This window comes from Actinosynnema sp. NPDC050436 (assembly GCF_040655415.1).
Classification (GTDB): domain Bacteria; phylum Actinomycetota; class Actinomycetes; order Mycobacteriales; family Pseudonocardiaceae; genus Actinosynnema.
Window position 1 is genome coordinate 790,596 of sequence record NZ_JBFAJV010000003.1, and the last position, 20,497, is coordinate 811,092.

Below are 20,497 nucleotides of genomic sequence, written 5' to 3' on the forward strand. Positions count from 1 at the left end.
AGATCTCATGGATGAAAGTGGATTCAGGGGATAGCTTTCGGTTCATGAGCGTGGAGCTGGACCGGGTCGACTGGGCCCTGCTGGAGGCGTTGCAGGAGGACGCGCGGCTGTCCTACAACGAGCTGGCACGCCGCGTGCACGTGTCGCCGCCGACCGTGGCGCAGCGCGTGCGCAGGCTGGAGAACGCCGGGGTGATCACCGGCTACCGGGCGACGGTCGACCCCACGGCGGTGGGGCGGTCCGTGGTCGCCCTGGTGCGGATGAAGTGCTACGGCCCCCGGTGCATCACCGTGCACCCGGAACTGCTCGACGACTGCCCCGAGGTGGTCGAGGTGGTGCGGCTGACCGGCGACATCTGCTCGGTCGTCAAGGTCGTCACCAGCTCGATCCTCGAACTGGAACGCCTGCTCGTGCGGCTGGGCGGGTACGGCGAGACGTCCTCGGCGATGGTGCTGTCGACGCCTATCCCGTGGCGTCCGGTGACAGCAGGCTGAGCGCCTGCCGGACGTGCCCGCCGGACTCGTGCAGCGCCTCGGCGGCCCGCGCGGTCGGCACGTCGGCCAGCAGCCGCACCAGCGCCACCTTCAGCTCGCCGCCCGCGTCCACCAGCGCCGACGCGCACTCGTCCTCGGACAGGCCGGTCGCCTCGCGCAGGATCCGGACGGTGCGCCCGCGCAGCTTCGCGTTCGTCGCGCGCATCGACACCATCAGGTTCGAGTACGTGCGGCCCAGGCGGACCATCACCGCCGTGGAGAACGAGGTGAGCACCAGCTTCTGCGCGGTGCCCGCCTTCATCCGGGTGGAGCCGGCGATCACCTCCGGGCCGGTGTCGACCGCGATCAGCACGTCGACGTCGACCGGTGGCGCGATCGGGTTGTTGGAGACCAGGACCGTGTGCGCGCCCAGCGCGCGCGCCTCGGCCAGCGCCGCCACCACGAACGGCGTGCGACCGGACGCCGTGAGGCCCAGCACGAGGTCGCCCGCCGCCGCGTGCCTGCGGATCTGCGCGGCACCGCCCGCCGCCGCGTCCTCGACGTCCTCCACCGCTTTGACCAGGGCTTCCGCCCCGCCCGCGTGGTGCGCGACGAACCAGTCCGGCGGGGCGTTGAAGGTCGGCACCAGCTCGGCGGCGTCCAGCGTGGCCAGCCGGCCGGACGTGCCCGCGCCGACGTAGTGCACCCGGTGGCCGGCGCGCAGCGCGCCCACCGCCAGGTCGGCCGCCCGCGCGAGTTCCGGCAGCACGGCCTCGACCGCGTCGGGCACCCGGTGGTCCTCGGAGTTGATCAACCGCAGCACGTCCAGCGTGGACAGCCGGTCGATGTCCCCGGTCCGGGGGTTGCGGGCCTCCGTGGGCGACTCCACCCGGATCGCGACACCGTCCCGGGGCGGCGTCATTTACCGGTCTCCCGGCGACGCCTGCCGTCCGGGCGGGCACCCAGGCGGTGGCCCGACACCGCGTCGTAGGTCGCCTCCAGCGCGGTCTTGGCGCTGTCCACGTGCTGCTGGGCGACGCCGATGAACAGGCAGTCGATCACCGTGAGCTGCGCGATCCGGCTGGCCATCGCGCCGGAGCGGAACGTCGTCTCGCGGGCGGCGGTGGTCAGCACGTGGTCGGCCACCTCGCTGATCGGCGAGCGCGGGAAGTTCGTCAGCGCCACCGTGGTCGCGCCGTGCTCGCGGGCCACCCGCAGGGCCTCGACGGTCTCGGCGGTGGAGCCGGTGTGCGAGATGCCGACCGCCACGTCCTGCCCGGTCAGCACGGCGGCCGAGGTGAGCGCGATGTGGGTGTCGTTCCAGGCGAAGCACGTCCGCCCGATGCGGTGCAGCTTCTGCTGGAGGTCGAACGCCACGAACGCGCTCGCGCCGAACCCGTAGACGTCCACCCGGCGCGCGCCGGCGACCAGTTCCACGACCTGCTGGAGGGTCTCGACGTTGAGCTGCTCGGCGGTCTCCTCGACCGCGCGGGCGTCCGCGAACGCGACCTTGCCCACCACCTGGCGCAGGTCGTCGCCGGGTCCGATGTCGCCACCCAGGTCCCGGTCCGTGCGCGCGGCCGTGCGGGCGGTGTCGGCGGCCAGCGCGATGCGCAGCTCCGGGTACCCGCCGACGCCGATCGCCTTGCAGAACCGGGTCACCGTCGTCTCGCTGGTGCCCGCCGCCTCGGCGACCTCGGTGATGCTGCGGTGCGCGACGGTCGCCGGGTTGTCCAGCACCACCTTGGCCACCCGCTGCTCCGCGCGGGCCAGGCCGGGCAGCAGGGAGCGGATCTTGACGAGGGGGCTGGCGTCGGTGCTCTCGGTGGACACGTGGGAAACTTACTAACCGCCCAACGGAAAATCAACGCGCAGTGAGCTGTTCCCACCCCCGGTGCCGAATCCCACCCGGTGGCGTGGGCTGTTCGGGCAGGGGGCCACTACCGGTCGGTCGAACGCCACCCGACAGCGGTCACCGCCCCCGGATCGCGCTCTGCGTCGAGCAGCACGCCGTGCCGGTCCGTCACCCGCACACCGTCCACGTACGCGCCGCGCCCGCCGTACCCGTCGCCTCGCACGTAGAGCCAGCGGAATGCGGAAGCCGGCCCGGTGACCAGCCGCACGCGCTCCCAGCGGCGCGTGCCGTAGCCGGCCAACGTCTTCAGGTCGCGCCAGGACGTCCCGTCGTCACTGGCCTGCACCACCACCCGGTCGTGCGGGTCCAGGTCGATGAACGCGTCGAACTCCAGCTCCAGCCGCCCGTCCCGGGCCGGCAGCGGCCCCGTGGTGAGCGTGCCGAGGTGGGCCGTCGCCGTCCACGCGGTCCCGCCGCGCTCCGGCCGCACCGCGAGCGCCCGCGCCAGGCCGTCCGCCACCGCCCGGCGCGCGGGGTTGACCGAGCCCCAGTCCCGGCTCGGGTGCACCCGGTTGGTGAGCAGCACCGCGATCGAGCCCGACAGCGGGTCGAGGACCAGCGAGGTGCCGGTGAAACCGGTGTGCCCGGCGGTCGCCGGCGAGGTCAGCGCCCCCATGTACCAGCGCTGGTCCAGCTCGAAGCCGAGGCCGTGCGCGTTGCCGGGGAATTGCTGGTTGAAGTCGGTGAGCACCAGCTCGACGGTCCGTTCCCGCAGCACGCGGCGACCCCGGTACACCCCGCCGTTGAGGATCGCCTGGCCCAGCACGGCCAGGTCGGCGGCCGTCGAGAACACCCCGGCGTGCCCCGCCACCCCGCCCAGCGACCACGCGTTCTCGTCGTGCACCTGGCCCCGGACCAGGCCCCGGTGCGCCTGGAACTCGGTCGCCGCCACCCGGTCGAGCTTCGCCGCCGGCGGGGTGTAGCCGGTGTCCCGCAGGCCCAGCGGTTCGGTGAGCTCCTCGCGGACCAGCACGTCGAGCGGCTTGCCGGTCAGGCGGTGCACGAGCACGCCCAGCGTGATCAGGTTCAGGTCGGAGTAGGTGTAGGTCGATCCCGGCGGGTTCTTCGGGGCCACGTCCATGACGGCCTTGAGGCGGGACGGGACGTCCGGGTGGTCCGACCACAGCGGCAGCCACGGCTCCAGGCCCGAGGTGTGGGTGAGCAGGTGGCGGGTGGTGATGGCGGACTTGCCGTTGACGCCGAACTCCGGCAGGTGGCGGGCGACCGGGGCGTCGAGGTCCAGCTCGCCCAGCTCTTGGCGGCGCATGACGACCAGGGAGGTGAACAGCTTGGAGATCGAGGCGACGTCGAAGATCGTGTCGGGGGCCATCGGCACCCGCCGGCCCTCCGGCAGCTCGGTGCCGGCGGCGTCGGCGTAGCGGACCGCCCAGCCGGCGGGCCCGTGCGCGGCGACCACCCCGTCGTGGACGAGCAGCGTGACGGCCCCGGCGAACAGCGGGTGCCCGGACGCGTCCGGCCCGGTGAAGCGGCGCACCCGGTCCAGGGCACCGGCGATCGGCGCGGGGTCGAGGCCCGCCCGTGCCGGCGTGCCGGTCCGCAGCACGTGGTCCGCCCACCCCCGACGAACCACGTCGAACCGCCCCCGCCGCCCACCCGCCGCAACCACGTCCGCCCCATCTTCGCCGACCGCGCCGGCTCCGGCCCGCCCGGTGCTGCGGACGGCCCCGGCAGTGCCCGCGTGCGCGGTCGTCCCGCCGGCGTGCGCCGGGGTGGTCGTGGCGAGGACCGCCAGCAGGGCGGTGATCAGCAGGGTCCGCACGTGTCGTCCCTCCGGTCGGCCGTTCACCGGTGGTGCAGGTAGTCGTGGCGGAGGCGGGTGAACGCGGCCAGTTCGTCGCGCCACGCGCCGACCACCTCGTCGGTGCCCGCTCCCGCGTCCACCATGCGGCGCAGCCGGTCCGAGCCGGTGAGCTTGTCGACCCACAGGTCGGGCCGCCACGCGACCAGGTCCGGGTAGCGGGAGCGCGCGGTCACCAGCATCGCCACGGCGGTCCGGATCGCGTCGAACCCGCCGGGCCGCGTGACGTGCAGCGCCACCCCACCGCAGGGCCGGCCCGCGAACTTGTCGAAGGTCGGCGTGAAGTGCGCCTCGCGGAACCGCACGCCCGGCAGCCCCGCCGCGTTCAGGTCCTCCGCCCACCGCCAGTCGATCCCCGGTGCGCCCACCGTTTCGAACGGTCGGGTGGTGCCCCGCCCCTCGGAGAGCACCGTCCCCTCGAACAGGCACGTGCCGGGGTAGACCAGTGCGGTGTCCCGGGTGGGCACGTTCGGGCTCGGCGGCACCCACGGCAGGCCCGGGTCGAGGTCGTCGCGCCGCCAGCCCCGCGCCCACACCCGGCGCAACGCGGCCTGCCCGCCGTGGCGCGGCAGGAACTCGCCGTTGAACAGCCCCGCCAGCTCGCCGACCGTCATCCCGTGCTGCTGCGCGATCGGCTCGCGCCCGACCGCGCTCGCGTGCGCCGGGTCGAGCTGCGGCCCGCGCGCGGTGCCGCCGACCGGGTTCGGCCGGTCCAGCACGACGAACTCGGCACCGGTCGCGGCGGCGGCCCGCATCGCCGCGTACATCGTCCAGATGTAGGTGTAGAACCGCGCGCCGACGTCGGCGATGTCGAACACCACCGTGTCGACGCCCGCCTTGGCAAACATGGCGGCGAGCTTCGCGGCATCGGCCCCGTGCGCGTCGTACACCGGGATGCCGGTGCGCGGGTCGCGGTAGTCGCCTTCCGAGCCGCCCGCCTGCGCGGTGCCGCGAAAGCCGTGCTCCGGCCCGAAGGCGGCCTTCGGCGCGTGCCCGGCGGCCACCATCGAGTCGACCACGTGGGTCTGGTCGCGCAGCACCCCGGTCTGGTTGGTGAGCACGCCGACCGCGCGCCCGGCCAGCAGCCGCCACCCGTCCGCCGCCGCGATCTCCGCGCCCGTGGCGACGTCCCGCCGCGCCCCCTCTCGCGCCGCGCCGCCCGCAGCGCCCGCCGCGCTCGTCGTGCCCGTTGCGCCACCCGCCAGGCCGACCGTCGCCCCGACCGCCGCGCCGGTCAGCAGCCGCCGCCGCGAGACGCCGGGCCTCACGACACCGCTCCGCCCGGCGGTGGCCGCCGGGCCGTCACCAGGTCACCCCGTGGCCGAGCGGGTACGGCGTCGGACCGGGCACGGCGACGGGCAGCCGGCCGGTCGGCCGCACCTCGCCGGTCACCACCCGCGCCACCGCCGCCATCGAGCCCGCGCCGGAGGAGTAGGTGGCCAGCCAGTTCGGCGCGGCGGTGTGCGCCACGTCGTAGGGGTTGCGCACCGCCACCGCGACCACCGGCACGCCCACCGCCAGCAGCCTCGTCAGCAACGCCTGCTGCTCGGGCCGCGCGGACAGCCCGTTGGTCAGCACGACCACCAGGTCCGCCTCCGCCGCCCGCTGCACCGCCTCGGCCACCTGGGCTTCGGCGGGTGCGTCGCCGGTGGGCAGGGCGGTGCCGCCGAGCAGGCCGGCGAGCGTGCGGGTCGGTGCCTCACCCCACCCCGTGACCAGTGCGGACGTGGTCTTGAGCGGCAGCGACCGGTTGCGCACGGCGGTCACCGTGCGGTCGGTGATCGCCTGCGCGGCGGCCAGGTGCGCGGGCGTGCCGACGCTCCCGCCCACCGCGCCCTCGTCCACCGGCGGGCCGGTCAGCACGCCCCGCAGCAGCTTCACCCGCAGCACCCGCAGCACGCTTTGATCGATGCGCCGCTCGGTCAGCTCGCCGCTGCGCACCGCCGCCACCACGCTGTCCACGGCGAGCCCCAGGTCCACCGGCATCAGGAGTTGGTCGACGCCCGCTTTCAGCGCCAGCACCGGGATCTCGGCGTCCGGGTGCAGTTGGCGGACGCCCGCCATCGCCAGCGAGTCGGTGATCACCACGCCGTCGAAGTCGAGTTCGTGGCGCAGCAGGTCGATCGCGGGCTTGGACAGCGTGGCCGGCTCGCCCGACGGGTCGATCCGGGGCAGCCGGAGGTGCGCGGTCATCACCGAGTCGACGCCCGCCTCCACGGCCGCGCGGAACGGCGGGGCGTCGATCGCGCGCCACTGCTCGACGGTCCGGTCGACCTTCGGCAGGGTGCTGTGGCTGTCCTCGTCGGTGTCGCCGTGGCCGGGGAAGTGCTTGGCGGTGGCGGACACGCCGTGCCGGGAGGGGAACGGCTGCTGGTAGCCGCGCACCTGGGCGGCGGTCAGCTCGGCGGCCAGCGCCGGGTCTCCGGAGTAGGAGCGGACGCCGATCACCGGGTTGGCCGGGTTCGAGTTGACGTCCGCGTCCGGCGCGAAGTTCTGGTTCACCCCCATGGCGCGCAGCTCGCGCGCGGTGATGGCGGCGGCCCGCTCGGCGTCCGGCGCGCTGCGGCCCGCGCCGAGCGCCATGTTGCCGGGGAACTGGGTGGCGGGCGGGCCGATCCGCGTCACCAGGCCCATCTCCTGGTCGGTGGCGACGGTCGGCGGGATGCGGCTCGCCTGCCGGAGGCCGTTGGACAGCCGCGCGATCTGCTGAGGGGTGTCGAGGTTGTCGTACTTGTCGTTGTCGAAGTAGACGACCCCGCCCGGCTGGTACTTGGCGACCACCTCGGCCGGCGTGCCGACGCCGAAGTCGCGCAGGTTGCCGGGGTGGACCTCGTCCGGGGCCTGTCCGTGCAGGGAGGTGACGAACAGCTGGCCCACCTTCTGCTCCAGCGACATGCCGCGCACCAGCGCCTCGGCGGAGGGCGCTGCCCGGTCGGTGGCCGGTCCTGCGGCGGGCCGTGCGGTGGCCGGCGGCACCACGAGGGACGCCGCGACCGCGAGCGCGGCGACGAGCGGACGGAACACGGTGTCCCCCTCACTTGGCAATCTTTCCACCGGGTGGTGGGCCTTTTCGGAAGTTACCCACGTCACGGGGACGGGGTCAACGGGTTGCGTTGCGTAGGCATTGTGCGGACGGGCACCGACGATTCCCGGGCTCGTCGGCGTCACCCGATCGGGCGTTTCTGCCAGAGGTGTCCCGGACGTGGGCACAAAAACAGGCCGGGCCCCCGGCGAACCGGGGGCCCGGCCTTCAGCGCGGACGTTCGAGTTACCAAGCGTGCAACTCGTGTCGTATCAACCTGGCCTCGGCGTCCGGCGTCCCGTTACGCAGGCCCTTGACGACAAGCCTCCCGCGGCGTGCTGCGCGTGGGTGCTCGAAGTCCGCGCACGGAGCTCTGTCGGGGTGAACGGCGCTTCTCTTCCGCTCCGTCCCTGGCCAACCGGAGGTCCGCACTTCCTTTGTAGTGCGTGTCCAGCCCGGCGGCAAGGGCTCGATGGAGTGCACCGGTCAAGCGACCGTGAGTAGCGGATCTTCTTGTGTGACACCGTTTTCCGCTCGTGCGCCGCACCGGGTACCGCTGTCCGGGCAGAGGCCGGGTGAATCAGCCGCGCCGCCGGCGGCGCAGGCCGTACCAGGCGACACCGGCTGCGGTCGCCGCGCCCAACCCGATCGCGGTCACCGCGACCGTCGTGCCGGAGGGGCGCGGGATGCGGGCCCGCAGCGACACCGGGTCGGAGAACGTCAGCACCGGCCACCCGCGCTGCGCCGCGACCTTGCGCAGCGCGCGGTCCGGGTTGACGGCGGTCGGGTGCCCGACCACCTCCAGCAGCGGCAGGTCGGTGATGGAGTCGGAGTAGGCGAAGCAGCGCGCCAGGTCGTAGTCGTGCTCGTCGGCGAGCTGCTTCGCGGCGACCGCCTTGTTCTCGCCGGCGCAGTAGAAGTCCACGTCGCCCGAGTAGCGGCCGTCGCTGACGACCATCCGGGTGCCGACGCTGCGGTTCGCGCCGACCATCGCGGAAATGGGCGCGACCAGTTCTTCGCCGGAAGCGGAGACGACGACGACGTCGTGCCCGTCCGCTTTGTGGTCCAGGATGAGTTGGGTGGCTTCCTTGTAGACCAGGGGGTCGACGATGTCGTGCAGCGTCTCGTCCACGATCGAGCGGACCTGCTCGACGTCCCAGCCCTCGCAGAGGGCGGTGATGTGCGAGCGCATCCGGTCCATCTGGTCGGCGTCCGCGCCGGCCAGCATGAACACGAACTGCGCGTAGGCGCTCTTGAGCACCGCACGCCGGTTGATGAGGCCCTCTTGGAAGAACGGCCGGCTGAACGCCAGCGTGCTCGACTTGGCGATGACCGTCTTGTCCAGGTCGAAGAACGCGGCGACTCTGCTGCCTTCGGTGGCGTGCTCGGTCACCGCTCCAGCTTAAGGGCCGGTCGGGCGGGTCCGACGACCACGGTCATTCGGCGCTTTACGAACTCACAGTGATGCGGCCTACCGAATTTTCCGTGTCCCTCTAACGGAAGACACGCATGACCCTGTCCCGTGGGGATACAGTAGACGGGTCCGGCTCGACCGGACGGGTTCAGTCCGACCCCCCGGGACTGAACCAATGACGACCCCCGTCCCTCCCCCCTGGCGGGGGTCGTCCCATGTCCGGGGTCGGATCGGTCCCCTCTTCCGCCAGACCCCGCACCCGTTCCGGGCCGGTCCGGCGCGGCGCCTCCCCTCCAGCCTTGGGCACCGGGAATTCCGCCGATTCGCGGCTCCGGGTTGTCCACAGGCCCAAATCCTGTCCACAGATTGATCATCGGCAGTTGTGGCCTTCCTCACCACTCGGGACCGTGGGCAGCACCCACCGTGAACGACCGAGGAGGAATCGTGGATCGACTGCTGACGCTGGTCGCGGACCCGGCGCTGCTGGAGGAAGTGCTCCAGGCCGCCGCCGTCGCGGGTGCCGAGGTGGAGCGGGTGCCGGACCTGGCCGCGCTGCGCGGGCCGTGGCGCGCCGCCCCGGCCGTGCTGCTCGACGCCGAGGGCCTGGCGGGGTGCGCCGGTGCCGCGCTGCCCCGGCGGCCCGCAGTGTTCGTGGTGTCCACCGGCCCTCCCGACCAGTCGGTGTGGCCGCTCGCCCTGGAACTGGGCGTCGAGCGGGTGCTCGACGTCGAGCAGGGGCGGGCGGAACTCCAGGAGGTGCTGTCCGACCTGGTGGAGTCGCCACCGGGCGGCGGTCGGGTGTTGTCCGTGCTGGGCGGCTGCGGCGGCGCGGGTGCCACCGCGCTGGCGACGGCCGTCGGCCAGGCCGTGCTGGCCGACGGCGGGCGGGGGCTCCTGGTGGACTGCGACCCGCTGGGCGGCGGGCTGGACCTGGCGCTGGGCGCGGAGGGGGAGGCGGGCAAGCGCTGGCCGGACCTCGGCCTGAGCGGCGGGCGGGTGCCGGTCGCGGAACTGCGCTCGGCCCTGCCGTCCCGCGCCAGGGGCGAGGGGCGGCTGTCCTTCCTCTCCTGCGCGCGCAACGGCCCCGACCCGACACCGCAGGCCGTCGCGGCCGTGGTCGAGGCCGGGCGGCGGGCGGGCGAGACGGTGGTCTGCGACGTGCCGAGGCAGCTCTCGCCCGTCGCCGGGGCTGCGCTGGAGCGGTCAGACCTGGCGGTCCTGGTGGTGCCGGCGGGGCTGCGGGCGTGCGCGGCGGCGCGGCGGGTGGCGGACCAGGTGGTCACCCGGGGCGTCGCGCTGCACGCCGTCGTCCGGGGGCCGTCGCCGACCGGGCTGCACGCCCACCAGGTGGCGAAGGCGGTGGGGTTGCCGCTGCTCACCTCCATGCGGCCGGAACGGCGGTTGGCCGACGCGCTGGACCGGGGCCGGTTCCCGGCCCACCGCAAGGGGCCGCTCGCGTCGGCCGCGCGCGAGGTGCTGGCGGTGCTGCGCGCCCAGAAACCCCTGTCCGCCAAGCCCTACGCCGTGAGGGAGGTGGGGTGTGGGTGAGTGGCGTCCGGTCGAGTCCACCCCATCGGGATTCGCGGTGGCCCACCACCCGGTGGAAAGCGCTTGCGTCGCCGTCCCGGTCCCCGCTCGGGCGTCGGCCGGACGGGTGATTCGCGCGGGAGTTCGGTCGTGACCGAACTCGTGGAGCGCGTCCGGCAGCGGCTGGCGGACGGCGGTGCGGAGCTGACGTCGGCGTCGGTGGCCGCTGCCGTGCGCAGCGAGGCCGGCGGCGTGGTCAGCCAGGAGGACGTGCGGCGGGCGCTGACGGTGCTGCGGCAGGAGTTCGTCGGCGCGGGCGTGCTGGAACCGCTGCTGCGCGACCCGGAGCACACCGACGTCCTGGTCACCGGGCCGGACCAGGTGTGGGTCGACGGCCCGGCCGGCCTGCGGCGCACCGGGGTGGCGTTCGCCGGGGAAGCGGCCGTGCGGCGGCTCGCGCAGCGGCTGGCGGTGGAGGCCGGGCGGCGGCTGGACGACGCCGTGCCGTTCGTGGACGGCTGGCTGCCGGGTTCCGTGCGGCTGCACGCGGTGCTGCCGCCGATCACCCCGTCGACCTGCCTGTCGCTGCGCGTCCTGCGCCCCGCCGTGCACGACCTGGCGGCCCTGGAGCGGCGCGGCACGTTCTCCGGGGAGGTCGGCGAGGTGCTGCGGGCCGTCGTCCGGGCGCGGGTGGCGTTCCTGGTCGTCGGCGGCACCGGCTCGGGCAAGACGACCCTGCTCGCCGCGCTGCTCGGCTGCGTGCCGCACGACCAGCGGGTGGTGTGCGTCGAGGACGCCGGCGAGCTGCACCCCGCCCACCCGCAGTTCGTCCGGCTGCTGGCGCGCGGCGCGAACGTCGAGGGCGCGGGCCGGGTGACCCAGCGCGACCTGGTCCGCCAGGCCCTGCGGATGCGGCCGGACCGGATCGTCGTCGGCGAGGTGCGCGGCGCGGAGGTGGTCGACCTGCTGACCACCTTCAACACCGGGCACGACGGCGGGGCGGGGACCTTGCACGCCAACTCGCCCGCCGAGGTCCCGGCGCGGCTCGAAGCGCTGGCGGCCCTGGGCGGCCTGGACCGGCCGGCGCTGCACAGCCAGTTGGCGGCGGCGGTGAAGGTCGTGCTGCACATGCGCCGGGGTCCGGGCGGTGAGCGGCACCTGGCGGAGATCGGGGTGTTCGAGCGGCGGCACGGCGAACTGCTGGTCCGTACGGCCTGGCGGCGTGACGGGGGGTGGCAGCCGGCGGGAGCCGGCCTGCGTGAGCTGGTGGGTGCGCCATGACCTCGTGGCCGGTGGTGGTCGTGCCGCTCGCTGCCGCTGTGCTGGTGGCCCCGGTGTCGTCGGCCGGTCGGCTGAAGGCGTTGCAGGGCAGGCGATCCGGTCGCGTGCGCTGGAGGCCACCCGAAGAGGTGACGGTGGTCGTGCTGGGCGCGGTGGTCGGCTTGGTCGGCGGCATCGGTGGCGCGCTGGCCGGTGCGCTCGTCGCGTGGACGTCGTGGCGGGTCCGTCGCGGGCACCGCGTCGAGCGGTCCCGGCTGCGCGCCTCCACCGCGCTCGCCGAGGGCCTGGCGGGGTTCGTCGCCGAGCTGCGGTCGGGCGCGCACCCGGCGCAGGCCGCCGCCGGTGCCGCCCAGGACGCGGAGCCTCCGGCTGCCGGCGTGTTCCGGGCGATCGCCTCGGCAGCGGCGCGGGGCGGCAACGCGGAGGCCGCGCTGACCGACCCGGACGCGCGCCCGCTGGCCAGGGCGTGGCGGCTGTCGAGCGAGCACGGCGTGCCGCTGGCGGACGTGCTGGAGGAGGTCCGGCGCGACCTGCGCCGCCGGATCGGCTTCGCCCACCGGTTCCGCGCCCGGATGGCCGGCCCCCGGTCGAGCGCGGCGGTGCTGGCGGCGCTGCCGGTGTTCGGCGTGCTGCTGGGCGAGGCGACCGGCTCAGGCCCGGTAGCGGTGCTGACCTCCACCATCGCGGGCCAAGTCCTGCTGGTGTCCGGCGCAGTGCTCATCTGCGCCGGCCTGGCGTGGAGCGCGCACCTGACGAGGCAGGTGCTGACATGAGCCTGTTCCTGCTGGCGGCAGCCCTGGCGATCCTCCCACCGCCCCGCCCCCGACTGGCCCGCCTGACCACCTACCGCCCGCCTACCACCGACCCTCAGCCGGGCAAGTGGTCGCCAGACACGCGCTCGGCATGGGAACGGCCAATCCCTGAGCGGCCGGTCACCGAGCGACTGGCCGGCGGGTGGCGGGCCACGGAACAGCCGGCCGCCGCACAGTCGGCGGGCGGGTGGCCGACCACCGCGCGGCCGGCGGGCGCGTGGCTGCCTGGCGCGCGCTCGGTGGGCATGTGGCTGCCCGGCGCGCGGTCGGCGGCTGGGCGGTCGGGGACCGTCAGGTGGCCGGTGGTCAGGTGGCCGGTGGTCAGGTGGCTGGTGGTCGCGTTGCCGAGGCTCGTGCCTCGGGCGAAGCCCCCGCCTCCGGACCCGTTCGCGCTGCCCGCGACGTGGGACCTGCTCGCGGCGGCGTTGCGGGCCGGGCTGCCGGTGGCAGCGGCTGTGCAGGCGGTGGTGGCGGGTGCGCCGCCGGGGCCCGGCGCGGCGTTGCGCAAGGTCGGCGACCTGCTGGCGTTGGGAGCCGACTCGGTGACGGCGTGGGCTGCGGCGCTCGACCACCCCGACACCGCCGCGCTGGCTCGGGCGGCTCGGCGCAGTGCGCGATCCGGCGCTGCGTTGGCCGGGGCCGTGGCGGACCTCGCGGCCGATCTCCGGGCACGGGCGGACGACCGGGCGGAGGCTCGCGCCCAGCGGGCGGCCGTGTCGGTCGCGGGGCCGTTGGCGCTGTGCTTCCTGCCCGCGTTCCTGTGCCTGGGAGTCCTGCCGGTCGTGATCGGGTTGGCCGGCCGGGTGAGCGCGAACTGGTGACTGTCCACAACAGACTGATGGAGTAATCGTGTTGAACGACAAGGGGACAACGACGGCCGAGTACGCCCTCGCCACCTTGGCGGCGGCCGGGTTCGCGGGGCTGCTGATCGTCCTGCTCGGCGGCGAGTGGGTGACCGAGATGATGCGGGGGTTGCTGCACAAAGCCTTCTCGGCGGGGACGTGATCCGGCGTCGGCCGCCACCGCCGGATCTCGTTGCAGGCTCCCGATCCTGGGTGGACGGTGATCGCGGCGCGGTGACGGTGGAGGCCGCCTTGGCGGTCTGCGGGCTGGTGGCGTTCCTGGTGCTGGGTGTCGAGGTGGTCATGACCGTCGTCGCCCAGGTCCGGTGCACGGACGCCGCCCGGGAAGCGGCGCGGCTGGTCGCTCGCGGCGAGCCGGCACGCGCATCCACCGCCGCGAAGGAGATCGCGCCGAGAGGTGCCGAACTGGTCGTCCACCGGGAAGGCGACACGGCCAGGGTCGAGGTCCGGGCGCGGCGAACGCTGGTCGAGGTGCGCGCCGACGCCTACGCGGTGCTGGAACCGGGAGTCGCAGGAACCGATGCCGAATCCGATGCAGGAACCGGAGTAGGGGCCGATGCCGGGACTGGTGTGGAGATGAAGGGCAGGTCCGGGCGCGGTGCTGAGTTGCCTGTCGGTGGTGGTCGTGGCTGAGAGGGGTGGTCGCTTCGGGGATGACCGGGGCGCGGCGAGTTGGGTGGCCGTTGCGGTGCTCGGGGTGGTGGGGGTGGCTGTGGTGTTCGGCGTCCAGTACGGGGAGGTGGTGGTCGGGCGGCACCGCGCGGCGGCGGCTGCCGATCTCGCGGCGGTCGCCGGGGCCGCGTGGGTGAGCGGTGGTGAGGCGAGTGCGTGCGGGAGGGCCGAGTGGGTCGTCCGGCGGATGGGAGGGGAGCTGGTGGCGTGCGCGGTGTCCGAGCGAGAGCCGTCGAAACAAGGGGTGTCGGAGCAAGAGCCGTCCGAGTTGGAGCCGTCCGAGTTGGGGCCGGCTGGGTTGGGGCCGGCTGGGTTGGAGGGGAGCGGGCCGGAGGTGGTGGTGGAGGTCAGGGGGCCGCCTGTCGGAGGGTTCGGGGCGGTGTTCGGTGCGCCCAGCGCTCGGGCTCGGGCCGGCGCGGCTGAAGCATGAGGTCCGCTCGCCGCGACGAACGGTCGCCCTCCGGCGGTGAGCGGACTCACAGCCCCGTTGGTTGCGGCTTCGGCGGCCGTCTGCGGGAACGCGGGAGTTCTGTCGGCCGTCCGGACGACCGGCGTTCGCCGTTCCGTACCTACCAGTTGTCGACTGGTGGTTACCAGAAGTCCCTGACATGTCGTTAGTTCAAGTGGCGGCACCGACGCGGTGTCGAAGAACACCCGACACGGTGTCGTGGTCTTCAAGGAGGCGAACCTCAGATGGAGTGGTCGGATAGCTGGCGCGGGGCCTTCCGCATCGAGCTGCGCGCAGAGGCGGTCAACCTCGCGTGGCACGGGTGGCCTGTGCTGCCGGGCACCTATCCGGCGGGTGCGCAGTGGGCCGGCCGCGAGGGCGTCGAGCACGACGGCCCGGTCCCGGTGCACCACGACTGGCAGGAGCGCATCGGCACCAAGGCGGCGCAGGTCGCCACCTGGTGGGCGGGCCACTCCTACAGCCTCCTGCTGGCCACCGGTCACGGTGTGGACGCCGTCGAGGTCGGGGCCGAGCTCGGCCGGCGGGCCGCCGTGGCGCTGCGCGCGGCCGGGGTCCCGGTGCCGATCGCGGCCACGCCCTCCGGACGCTGGATGTTCCTCGTCGCCACCGGCCGGCCGCTGGACGCCGACTGGGTCGCCGACCACGACGTCCACCACTACGGCCAGGGCGAGTACGTCCCGCTGCCGCCGACGCCGTTCCAGCACGGCGTCGTGCACTGGCGGGTCAAGCCGCAGATCTGCGCGTGGCAGCTGCCCGCCCTGGACGTCGTGCAGGACGCGCTGACCGAGGCCGTCCACGTCCCCGCCGGCCACGCCGCCGCCGACTACGGACTGGTCGCCGGCGGGTTGGCCTGACCCACCAACGGCTGAACACGACCGGCTGACCGCGCCCGGCTGACGGGAAGGCCCGATGACGACCGGCCCGAGCACGACCGGCCCGAGCACGACCGGCCCGAGCACAACCGAGCGCGGCGGAGCCCACGCCGGCAGCCCCCGTCCGACCCGGGGCCTGCCGGGCACGTCCGACCCCTCCCGGGTCGGCTTCACCACCGACCCCTCCCGGGTCGACCTGAGCGAGACCGGCCCTCTCCGGGCCCACTTGACCAGGGCCGGCCGGACCGCCGTCCTCCTCCGGCGGTTCGGCACCTGTTGGAAGGGTCGTCGGCCTCACACCGGCGACCTGCGCACCACCCGCGGACGCACCCGCGGTAGCAGTACCGGCCCGGCCGTGTTGGACGTCGTGGAACTACTCCCCGACAACCCCGAGCACGACGTCCAGCACGGCCAACCCGCCCGCCTTGTCCAGCGGATCGTTGCCGTTCCCGCACTTCGGCGACTGGACGCAGGACGGGCAACCGGCCGGGCACGTGCAGGAAGCGATCGCCTCCCTCGTGGCGACCAGCCATGGGACCACGGCCGCGAACCCGCGGTCGGCGAAACCGGCGCCTCCCGGATGACCGTCGTGCACGAACACCGTCGCCTCCCCGGTGTCCTGGTGCAGCGCGGTCGAGACGCCGCCGATGTCCCATCGGTCGCAGGTCGCGAAGAGAGGTAGCAGGCCGATCGCCGCGTGCTCGGCAGCGTGCAGCGCGCCGGGGATGCGCGCCGGGTCCAGCCCGGCGCCCCCCGGCGCACTGCCCAGCAGCTCCTCGCCGACCGTGTACCAGACCGCGCGGGTCCGCAGGGTCTGCGCGGGCAGGTCGAGCGGCACCGAGTCGACCACCTGGCCGGAGGACAGCTTCCGCAGGTAGCCGACGACCTGCGAGGTCACCTCCACCTCGCCCAGGCACACCGACACCCCGGCGAACCGCCGCTCCTCCAGCACCCGCACGACGGCGATGTCCTTGGTGTCGCGCGCGGTGGTCGTCCAGTCCGGCTTCTCCGCGTGCACCAGCGCGATGCCGCTCTCCAGGTCCAGCCGGTCCACCACGTACGACTCGCCCTGGTGCAGGTACACCGCGCCGTCGTGCACCGTCCAGCAGGCCGCCGCCGGGTCGACGGTGCCCAGCATCCGGCCCGAGTCGCCCTCCACCACGACGACCTGGTCGCCGCCCGAGCCCCGGATGTCGACCTCGCCGTGCGGCCGGTCGTGCGACGTCCAGTACCAGCCGTTCGGCCTGCGCCGCAGCAGCCCGCGCCCGACCATGCCGTCCAGCACCTCGACCGCGAGCGGGCCGCCGAACTCCTCCAGCGCGTCCGGCGTCAGCGGCAGCTCCGCCGCCGCGCACGCCAGCTGCGGCTCCAGCACGTAGGGGTTGGTCGGGTCGAGCACGGTCGCCTCGACCGGCTTGTCCAGCACGGCCGCCGGGTTGTGCACCAGGTAGGTGTCCAACGGGTCGTCCCGCGCCACGAACACCACCAGCGCGCCCGAGTCCCCGGTCCGCCCCGCGCGCCCGGCCTGCTGCCAGAACGACGCCAGCGTCCCCGGGAAGCCCGCCACCACCACGGCGTCCAGGCCCACGATGTCGACGCCCAGCTCCAGCGCGTTCGTCGTCGCCACGCCCAGCAGGTCGCCGCTGGACACGGCCTTCTCCAGCGCCCGCCGCTCCTCGGGCAGGTAGCCGCCCCGGTAGGCGGCCACCCGGGAGGCCAGCTCCGGGTCGACCTCGGCCAGCACCCGCCGGGCCCCGATGGCGGTCAGCTCCGCGCCGACCCGCGACCGCACGAAGGCCAGCGAGCGGGCTCCCTCCACGACCAGGTCGGCCAGGATGCGCGCGGTCTCCGCGCCCGCCGACCGCCGCACGGGTGCGCCGTTCTCGCCCTCCAGCTCGGTGAGCAGCGGCGGTTCCCACAGCGCGACGGTCCTCCCGGCGCGCGGCGAGCAGTCCTCGGTCACCGCCTCGCACGGCACCCCGGTCAAGCGGGAAGCCGAAGTCGCGGGATCGGCCACCGTCGCCGACGCCAGCACGAAGACCGGGTCCGCCCCGTACCGCCGGGCGACCCGCCGCAGCCGCCGCAGCAGCAGTGCCACGTGCGACCCGAACACGCCCCGGTAGGAGTGGCACTCGTCCACCACGACGTACGACAACCGGCGGAAGAACCTGATCCACCTGGCGTGGTTCGGCAGGACCCCCCGGTGCAGCATGTCGGGGTTGGTGAACACCCAGTTCGCGTGCGCCCGCACCCAGTCCCGCTCGGCCATCGGGGTGTCGCCGTCGAAGGTCGCCGCCCGCACCTGCGGCACGCCCAGCGCCTCCACCGACCGGAGTTGGTCGGCACCCAGCGCCTTGGTGGGGGACAGGTAGAGCGCGGTCCTCCTCGGGTCCTCGTGCAGGGCGCTGAGCACCGGCAACTGGTAGGCCAGCGACTTGCCGGACGCGGTGCCCGTGGCCACCACGACGTGCCGGCCGGCCCACGCGTGGTCGGCCGCCTCCGCCTGGTGCCGCCACGGTTCCGGGACGCCCCGGTCCACCAGTGCCGCCACCACCTCCGGCGCGGCCCAGGACGGCCACGGCACGACCTGCGCGGCCCGGCGCGGCAGGTCCGCGCGGTGCGTCAACGGCGACTCTCCGGCGGGGACTCCGGCGAGCACCCGGTCCAGCAGTCGAGGTCCCTGGTTCGCCACGGGGCGCAGCTTCGCACACGCCACCGACATCGCGGGTGCTTCCTGGGCCTATCACGGTGCGTGCACGGACGGGGACTCACTGTCGGGTACTTGCGGACCTTGAATAGACTCCGCCGCTATCGCATCCAATGAGGGATGCGTCACGTTGTGTCGGGACCGACCGTCGCGTGTGAGCAAGGCCGGTCCCGGCGCAGCGCGGTGCTTCCCGCCTTGGGCTTGGAAAACTCACCAGGAGGACGGATGTCCCGGCAATTCCTCGCGGAGGGCCTAGAGCTCTCCGGAGGTGACCAAGGTCTCGTGGCCGTGGTCGCCGTGGTCGCCCTGGCTGCTCTCGCCGTCGGTTATGTCCTGCTTCGGGAAGTCCTGGCCGCCGGCCAGGGCACCGTGAAGATGCAGGACATCGCCAAGGCGGTTCAAGAGGGCGCAGCGGCCTACCTCAACCGGCAGTTCCGAACGCTAGGCATTTTCGTCGTCATCGTGTTCGTGCTGCTCTTCCTGCTCCCGGCGGAGGACGTCGGGGAGCGGATCGGCAGGTCGCTGTTCTTCCTCGTCGGAGCGGCGTTCTCCGCCGTCATCGGCTACCTGGGCATGTGGCTGTCGACCCGCGCGAACGTGCGCGTGGCGGCGGCGGCGAAGGAGCCCGGCGGTCGGGAGAAGGCGACGCGGATCGCCTTCCGCACCGGTGGCGTGGTGGGCATGTTCACCGTGGGCCTCGGCCTGTTCGGCGCGGCCCTCGTGGTGCTGGTGTACACCGGCCAGGCACCCAAGGTGCTGGAGGGCTTCGGCTTCGGCGCGGCCCTGCTGGCGATGTTCATGCGGGTCGGCGGCGGCATCTTCACCAAGGCCGCCGACGTCGGCGCGGACCTGGTCGGCAAGGTCGAGCAGGGCATCCCCGAGGACGACCCGCGCAACGCGGCGACCATCGCGGACAACGTGGGCGACAACGTCGGCGACTGCGCCGGCATGGCGGCCGACCTGTTCGAGTCCTACGCGGTGACGCTGGTCGCGTCGCTCATCCTGGGCACCGCCGCGTTCGGCGCGAAGGGCCTGCTGTTCCCGCTGATCGTCCCGGCGATCGGCGTGCTCACGGCGGTGATCGGCGTCTACATCACCTCCGCCCGGACCGGCGAGAGCGGCCTGTCGGCGATCAACCGCTCGTTCTACATCTCGGCGGTGATCTCCGCCGTGCTGTGCACGGTGGCGGCGTTCGTGTTCCTGCCCAGCTCGTTCGGCGAGCTGCGGGGCGTGGACGACCCCGAGGTGATCGCCACGCCGGGCAACCCGGCGCTGATCGCGGCCATCGCCGTGATCATCGGCATCGTGCTGGCGGGCGTCATCCTGTGGCTGACCGGCTACTTCACCGGCACCGAGCACAAGCCCGTCAAGGACGTCGGCAAGACGTCGCTGACCGGCGCGGCGACGGTCATCCTGTCGGGCATCTCGGTCGGCTTCGAGTCGGCGGTCTACACGGCGCTGGTCATCGGCGGCGCGGTGTACGGCGCGTTCCTGCTGTCCGGCACGCTGGTCGTGGCGCTGTTCGCGGTGGCCCTGGCGGGCTGCGGCCTGCTGACCACGGTCGGCGTGATCGTCGCCATGGACACGTTCGGCCCGGTGTCGGACAACGCCCAGGGCATCGCGGAGATGTCCGGCGACGTGGACGGCGAGGGCGCGCAGATCCTCACCGAGCTGGACGCGGTCGGCAACACCACGAAGGCGATCACCAAGGGCATCGCCATCGCGACCGCCGTGCTGGCCGCCACCGCGCTGTTCGGCTCCTACCAGGACGCGATCAAGCAGGCGCTGGCGGGCATCACCGAGACCGTGCCGGTGTCCTTCAGCAACGTCGTGTTCTCGCCGAACGTGCTGGTCGGCATCGTGATCGGCGCGGCCGTCGTGTTCATGTTCTCCGGCCTGGCCGTCAACGCGGTGACCCGCGCGGCGGGCGCGATCGTGTTCGAGGTGCGGCGCCAGTTCCGGGAGAACCCGGGCATCATGGACGGCTCGGTCAAGCCCGAGTACGGCCGCGTGGTGGACATCTGCACCAAGGACTCGCTGCGCGAGCTGGCCACCCCCGGCCTGCTCGCGGTGCTGGCCCCGATCGCGGTGGGCTTCGGCCTGGGCGTCGGGCCGCTGGCGGGCTACCTGGCGGGCGCGATCGCCACCGGCACCCTGATGGCGGTGTTCCTGGCCAACTCGGGTGGCGCGTGGGACAACGCCAAGAAGCTGGTGGAGGACGGAAACCACGGCGGCAAGGGCTCCGAGGCGCACGCGGCCACCGTCATCGGCGACACCGTCGGCGACCCGTTCAAGGACACCGCCGGCCCGGCGATCAACCCGCTGATCAAGGTGATGAACCTGGTCTCGGTGCTGATCGCCCCGGCCATCGTCACGTTCTCGGTGGGCGCGAGCGAGTCGGCGGGCATCCGCTACGCCATCGCGCTCGTCGCGGTCGTGGTGATCATCGGCGCGGTCGTCGTGTCGAAGCGGCGCGGCACCGCGATCGCGGAGACCCCGGCGGAGGCCACCGTCTCCAACGGGGCGGCGTGACCGGCTCGGCCTGACCGACCCGGAGCGGGCACCCCGGCACGAGGGGGTGCCCGCTCCGGCGTGTGCGCAGCGGCGGGGATGGGCACACTGTGGGTGCTCCCGGACGGCATTCCGGGTGA

The 20,497-nt window shown here is 74.0% G+C and carries 17 protein-coding genes; 10 read left to right on the top strand and 7 right to left on the bottom strand.

The features are described from left to right. Nucleotides 1-44 precede the first annotated feature (44 nt). Nucleotides 45-494 (top strand): Lrp/AsnC family transcriptional regulator, encoded by a 450-nt coding sequence (locus AB0I60_RS12300; RefSeq protein ID WP_360728353.1) that lies wholly within the window; start codon nt 45-47, stop codon nt 492-494. Here AB0I60_RS12300 and AB0I60_RS12305 read toward each other — a convergent pair. The 6 genes from AB0I60_RS12305 to AB0I60_RS12330 all read right to left on the bottom strand — a co-directional run bounded on the left by AB0I60_RS12305 (nt 463) and on the right by AB0I60_RS12330 (nt 8,622). Then, the gene (locus AB0I60_RS12305) at nt 463-1,395 is read right to left on the bottom strand and encodes an N-acetylmuramic acid 6-phosphate etherase (RefSeq protein WP_360728355.1); all 933 of its coding nucleotides are present in this window, start codon (nt 1,393-1,395) and stop codon (nt 463-465) included. The two genes, AB0I60_RS12300 and AB0I60_RS12305, sit on opposite strands and share 32 nt — an antisense overlap. Continuing rightward, nucleotides 1,392-2,306, bottom strand: a complete 915-nt coding sequence (locus tag AB0I60_RS12310; RefSeq protein WP_360728358.1) for a MurR/RpiR family transcriptional regulator — start codon at nt 2,304-2,306, stop codon at nt 1,392-1,394. Before AB0I60_RS12310 ends, AB0I60_RS12305 begins: the two co-directional genes overlap by 4 nt. 107 nt (nt 2,307-2,413) lie before the next feature. After that, nucleotides 2,414-4,168, bottom strand: coding sequence for a serine hydrolase domain-containing protein (locus tag AB0I60_RS12315; RefSeq protein WP_360728361.1), 1,755 nt, complete (start codon nt 4,166-4,168; stop codon nt 2,414-2,416). Nucleotides 4,169-4,191: 23 nt separating this feature from the next. Continuing rightward, nucleotides 4,192-5,475, bottom strand: coding sequence for a DUF1343 domain-containing protein (locus tag AB0I60_RS12320; RefSeq protein ID WP_360728363.1), 1,284 nt, complete (start codon nt 5,473-5,475; stop codon nt 4,192-4,194). 34 nt (nt 5,476-5,509) lie between these two features. Continuing rightward, nucleotides 5,510-7,231 carry a glycoside hydrolase family 3 N-terminal domain-containing protein gene (locus tag AB0I60_RS12325; RefSeq protein ID WP_360728366.1) on the bottom strand — a complete coding sequence of 574 codons (1,722 nt, stop codon included), beginning with the start codon at nt 7,229-7,231 and terminating at the stop codon, nt 5,510-5,512. 578 nt (nt 7,232-7,809) lie between these two features. After that, nucleotides 7,810-8,622: an HAD-IB family hydrolase gene (locus AB0I60_RS12330; RefSeq protein WP_360728369.1), complete on the bottom strand. Its 813-nt coding sequence runs from the start codon at nt 8,620-8,622 to the stop codon at nt 7,810-7,812. 465 nt (nt 8,623-9,087) lie between these two features. On the opposite strand from AB0I60_RS12330, the gene ssd reads away from it, so the two are divergent. From ssd to AB0I60_RS12370, 8 genes are all read left to right on the top strand, one after another. Next, nucleotides 9,088-10,191, top strand: coding sequence for a septum site-determining protein Ssd (gene ssd, locus AB0I60_RS12335; RefSeq protein ID WP_360728371.1), 1,104 nt, complete (start codon nt 9,088-9,090; stop codon nt 10,189-10,191). Between the two features lie 129 nt (nt 10,192-10,320). Further along, the gene (locus tag AB0I60_RS12340; RefSeq protein ID WP_360728373.1) at nt 10,321-11,451 is read left to right on the top strand and encodes a TadA family conjugal transfer-associated ATPase; all 1,131 of its coding nucleotides are present in this window, start codon (nt 10,321-10,323) and stop codon (nt 11,449-11,451) included. Further along, a complete protein-coding gene (locus tag AB0I60_RS12345) occupies nt 11,448-12,224 on the top strand; it encodes a type II secretion system F family protein (RefSeq protein ID WP_360728375.1) in 777 nt (258 codons plus the stop codon). Before AB0I60_RS12340 ends, AB0I60_RS12345 begins: the two co-directional genes overlap by 4 nt. Nucleotides 12,225-12,580: 356 nt before the next feature. Then, complete coding sequence (locus tag AB0I60_RS12350) at nt 12,581-13,084, top strand: type II secretion system F family protein (RefSeq protein ID WP_360728377.1); 504 nt, start codon at nt 12,581-12,583, stop codon at nt 13,082-13,084. A gap of 28 nt (nt 13,085-13,112) precedes the next feature. After that, nucleotides 13,113-13,268 carry a DUF4244 domain-containing protein gene (locus AB0I60_RS12355; RefSeq protein WP_360728379.1) on the top strand — a complete coding sequence of 52 codons (156 nt, stop codon included), beginning with the start codon at nt 13,113-13,115 and terminating at the stop codon, nt 13,266-13,268. Nucleotides 13,269-13,345: 77 nt separating this feature from the next. Beyond that, nucleotides 13,346-13,759: a TadE family type IV pilus minor pilin gene (locus AB0I60_RS12360; RefSeq protein ID WP_360728563.1), complete on the top strand. Its 414-nt coding sequence runs from the start codon at nt 13,346-13,348 to the stop codon at nt 13,757-13,759. Next, on the top strand, nt 13,752-14,228 hold the full coding sequence (locus AB0I60_RS12365; RefSeq protein WP_360728566.1) for an Rv3654c family TadE-like protein: 477 nt from the start codon (nt 13,752-13,754) through the stop codon (nt 14,226-14,228). The genes AB0I60_RS12360 and AB0I60_RS12365 overlap by 8 nt, the downstream gene beginning before the upstream one ends. Before the next feature lie 263 nt (nt 14,229-14,491). Next, on the top strand, nt 14,492-15,121 hold the full coding sequence (locus tag AB0I60_RS12370; protein WP_360728381.1) for a bifunctional DNA primase/polymerase: 630 nt from the start codon (nt 14,492-14,494) through the stop codon (nt 15,119-15,121). A gap of 391 nt (nt 15,122-15,512) precedes the next feature. Here the strand turns inward: AB0I60_RS12370 and AB0I60_RS12375 are convergent, their stop codons facing one another. After that, on the bottom strand, nt 15,513-17,861 hold the full coding sequence (locus AB0I60_RS12375; protein WP_360728382.1) for a DEAD/DEAH box helicase: 2,349 nt from the start codon (nt 17,859-17,861) through the stop codon (nt 15,513-15,515). A gap of 210 nt (nt 17,862-18,071) precedes the next feature. On the opposite strand from AB0I60_RS12375, the gene AB0I60_RS12380 reads away from it, so the two are divergent. Next, the gene (locus AB0I60_RS12380) at nt 18,072-20,378 is read left to right on the top strand and encodes a sodium-translocating pyrophosphatase (RefSeq protein ID WP_360728383.1); all 2,307 of its coding nucleotides are present in this window, start codon (nt 18,072-18,074) and stop codon (nt 20,376-20,378) included. Nucleotides 20,379-20,497 lie beyond the last annotated feature (119 nt).